The organism is Occallatibacter sp. (genome assembly GCF_049802275.1).
Classification (GTDB): domain Bacteria; phylum Acidobacteriota; class Terriglobia; order Terriglobales; family Acidobacteriaceae; genus Telmatobacter.
Window position 1 is genome coordinate 1 of the sequence record NZ_JBARMD010000050.1, and the last position, 1,549, is coordinate 1,549.

A 1,549-nucleotide genomic window follows, 5' to 3' on the forward strand; every position below is an offset into this window, starting at 1 on the left:
GGGACGATGTCCTGGAAGGCCTTGTAATCGATACGCGCGTTGGTGGTTGCGGTGCTCGGCATTGATGCTTTGTCCGGGGTTGAAGCCCTTTTGTTTTGTGGCTGGATTCAGAGGCTGAAGGCCTCTGTTCCCTCCGTGGTGGTACCGCGTTTTATTCGGCGCGACTAAAGTCGTGCCCAGATACAAGCGGTTGAGAGTTGTGCTTTCCCATGTCTCAAAATCGAGACATGGGACACCCAATTTCGTGCTGATACAACGTAAAAACAACCGCAGATCCTTCGGCTTCGCTCAGGATGACACGGTGTGTGTGAGCGTCTGGAGCATTGCAACGGGCGCGATTTCTGGTGTGTTTGCGTATTTGGGGCTGATGAAGGCCCAGATGCTGGCGAGCCCCATGACCAGCAGGATTACGCCGAAGGCTGCACATGCATAGCCGAAGCGCTTGCGGGCGACTTCACCGGGAGTGATGCCCCACTTGGCGGCGAATAGCCAGATGCCATAGGCGAAGTGCCAGCAGATGGCGATCATGGCGATTACGTAGACGGCGAGCATGAACGGGTTGGCGAGTTCGTGCTGGACTTTTGCGAAAGCGGCGCCGGGGTTCTCAGGAAGGCTGATGCCCATGAAGCGCTGGCGAAGGACGTGCTGGCCTATGTAGAGGATTGCGATGAGGCCGGTCCAGCGTTGCGCAACGTACATCCAGTTGCCGGCCCAGGGGTAGTACACAACGTTGGATTTGCCGCGGAACCAGATGTAGAGGCCGTAAAGACCGTGATAGAGGATGGGCAGGAAAATGAAGACCCATTCGAGGACGCGGACGAGCGGAAGGGAATTGAGGAACTTGACTTGCGCTCCGTAGGCGGCAGGTCCCTTGAGCGCTTCGAAGTTCGACAGCAGGTGCTCAAGGAAAAAGGCGCCGATGGGGATGATGCCAAGGAGCGAATGGAGCTTGCGCCAGAGGAAGGAGGTTCCCTGAGCAGCGCGAAGCGGCTGCACGCCGGCACGGAGCTTGGGCGCAGCAGGATTTTGGGCTGTTGCCATTGAGATGTAGCTCCTAAGTGCTTCGGGTCCTGAATCCGGAGCGGTGAGGTATCAGAATGAGGGACAACTTATCTAGTGCAGTTACAAATGCATTATTCGTAACGCAGATAACGATCGTCAAGCGCGGGCGCGAAGTAGTCGAGATAGGAAGGGCAGGCGGCGAACACTGGGAGCGGAATGCTGAGACGTTGCGGCTGCTCGAGGAGGCACGCAGCGAGCTAAATATGGATCTGGGCAAGGAGCGCGGCGAGTGCGCGGCCACGATGACTCAGAGAGAGCTTGGTTTGGAGATCGATCTCGGCCATGGTGCGATCGAGCTTCGGCAGATAGAAGAGTGGATCATAGCCGAAGCCGCCGGTGCCCCGCGGCGCGTTCAGGATCATGCCTTCGACAGTGCCGTCGGCCGTGTTTGCCGGCTTGCCATCGCGGGCGGCGACGAGTACGCAACGGTAACGCGCGGTGCGTCTTGGTGGCGGAACGGCATCGAGACGCTGGAGAAGAACGATGT

Annotated in this window: 2 protein-coding genes; both read right to left on the reverse strand. The window is 58.3% G+C overall.

The window, feature by feature from the left end; all coding sequences use genetic code 11:
* Positions 1 to 288: 288 nt before the first annotated feature.
* On the reverse strand, positions 289 to 1,041 hold the full coding sequence (locus WA354_RS01625) for a succinate dehydrogenase/fumarate reductase transmembrane subunit (protein WP_472811264.1): 753 nt from the start codon (positions 1,039 to 1,041) through the stop codon (positions 289 to 291).
* Positions 1,042 to 1,259: 218 nt separating this feature from the next.
* Positions 1,260 to 1,549, reverse strand: a 290-nt coding sequence (locus WA354_RS01630; protein WP_472811265.1) for a non-canonical purine NTP pyrophosphatase, incomplete at its 5' end; no start/stop codon positions are given.